The organism is Collinsella sp. AM34-10, assembly GCF_003469185.1.
GTDB lineage: Bacteria > Actinomycetota > Coriobacteriia > Coriobacteriales > Coriobacteriaceae > Collinsella.
Map to the genome: position 1 here is coordinate 1 of NZ_QSIL01000020.1, position 2,028 is coordinate 2,028.

Below are 2,028 nucleotides of genomic sequence, written 5' to 3' on the forward strand. Positions count from 1 at the left end.
GGCGGTTGAGCAGGCGCAGGCCGAAGCAGTCGGCGAGGTAGTAGCCCATCTCGCAGCCGCCGTTACCATGATCGGAAGCCATCTTGACGCAATTCTCGGCGCCGACAGCCTGGCCGATGAGACCCTCGGGCTTGGTCATGGCGTAGACGCGAATGCCCTTTTCCTTCATCTTCTTGACGGCCTCGAGGACCTCGGGGGTGGTGCCGGACTCGGAGGCGGTGAGCACGACGGACTTCTCGGTCATGCGCTTGTGGCCCATGACGTTCCACTCGGCGGCGTGGATCAGGTAGACCTCGAGGTCGCGGTCGCCGAACTTGTTCATGAGGTACTCGAGCTGCATGAGCTCGTCCCAGGTGCCGCCGACGCCCATCAGGAACACGGCGTCGTAGCCCTCGTCGGCGACCTTGTCGGCGAGCGCGGTCATCTTCTTGCCGGCCTCGTAGACGTTCTTGCCGTCCTCGACGTAGCCCTCCTGGCTAAAGTGCATGATCTCGATCTTCTCGGTTTCCTTCATGGCTTTTCCTTTCTGTCCTGCACGCAACTCTATACATCGCGTTTCTTTTCGATACCAATTATAGACATACACCTAATGTGTTTTTAATACCACTTATCAATCTGCTCCAATCCTCGGTGAACGGTCGAAATTCTCTGGTGAGTGGTATTAAATTAGAATTGAATGTATAGCTAACGCCTCTGGCGCCTCCCTTGTGTGACAAAGAACAGCGTTCCTACCAGCGCAATAATGGTCGATGCCCCAAACAGCACCGCCTGAACGCCCAAAGCCTCCGCCAAAAACGGAGCCGCCAGCAGCGGCAGCACGCCGGCGCTCATCAGGCCAAAACGCACAAAGCCGGTAATGCGCCCCAGGTATTTGATGTCGGCGCGCTCCTGAATCAAGATCATCTGCAGCGGTTCCAGGAATCCCCAGGCCAGACCGTTAATCGCCTGACCGATAATCGCGACCCCCAGCATATCGGTGCCCACGTACACCATGGACCCAATGCCCACGGCCATGAGCGCGCCGAGCAGCAATCGCAGGTTGACATGGCGGGCAGAAAGCTTGGTCAGGATGAACGCGCCCACCGAGGAAGTGAGGCCCACGACCGAGGACAGCCAGCCCAGCCAGACGATATCCACGTTGAGCACATCGCGATAGAACAACGACTCCAGCGAATCGAACGCGCCAAACGCAAAGAAACCCAAAAAGCCCGAGATAAAGATGAGGCGCAGGTCGTGGTCGCGAAACGTAAGTCGCGCACCCTCGGCCATGCCGCCCAAAATACCGCCCTTCGGCTTCTCCCCTTTTGCGGGAGCAACACACTCGTGACAGCCCAAGGAGAGCACGGCCGCCACACCCATCATGCCCGCCATGAGCAGATAGACCGATTGCGTGGCAAAACAGCTCACGATGGCACCGCCGAGCAGCGGGCCAGCGGTATAGGCGATATTGCTGTAGAACACCATGAGGCCGTTCACGCGGGTACGGCCCTCGGTGGTCGACTCCAGGTATCCCGGAAACGCATGCGTGCAGGTGTTGATAAAGCCGCCCGCAAGTCCCAAGACGCACGCGGCAAACACAAGCCCGGGGACAGACAACGGCGCCAACCCCACGCCAAGCGATAGCACTGCCGTAATCACGCACGTCACAAACGACGTCCGGCGCGGTCCAAAGCGATCGATGACCGAGCCCGACACCATATTGCCCACCGACGTCATAAGATTGCGCACGAGCGTAATGGCGGCAACCAAAAAGGCCGTGCCAGCCAGATCATACGTGGCCGCACCGATAAGCCCCAAAAAGTAGACCGCGTTGTTGGCGCACCACTGCAGGGACTCAATAAGAATCAGCCTGACCTCTGCCGGCGTCAGGCGCATTGCTTCGCGATCCTTCGCGAACATACGAACTCCTTCTATACAAAAAGGGGATGGAGGGCATAGGCCTGCTCCATCCCCTTTCCAGGTTGCAACGAAAATCTATGCAGCCGGGCCCTTACGCCAGCACGCCGAAGAACGCGCCGATGATGCCCA

The 2,028-nt window shown here is 58.8% G+C and carries 1 protein-coding gene and 1 pseudogene; both read right to left on the reverse strand.

Annotation, left to right across the window (positions count from 1 at the left end):
• Positions 1 to 514, reverse strand: a pseudogene (locus DW823_RS09590) (SIS domain-containing protein); the annotation flags it as partial.
• Positions 515 to 684: 170 nt separating this feature from the next.
• Positions 685 to 1,899 (reverse strand): MFS transporter, encoded by a 1,215-nt coding sequence (locus DW823_RS09595; RefSeq protein ID WP_195521868.1) that lies wholly within the window; start codon positions 1,897 to 1,899, stop codon positions 685 to 687.
• Between the last annotated feature and the right edge of the window lie 129 nt (positions 1,900 to 2,028).

Excerpts from the sequence above, each read along its gene's own strand:
- DW823_RS09595 (WP_195521868.1), bottom strand. The coding sequence starts at position 1,899 with ATGTTCGCGAAGGATCGCGAAGCAATGCGCCTGACGCCGGCAGAGGTC.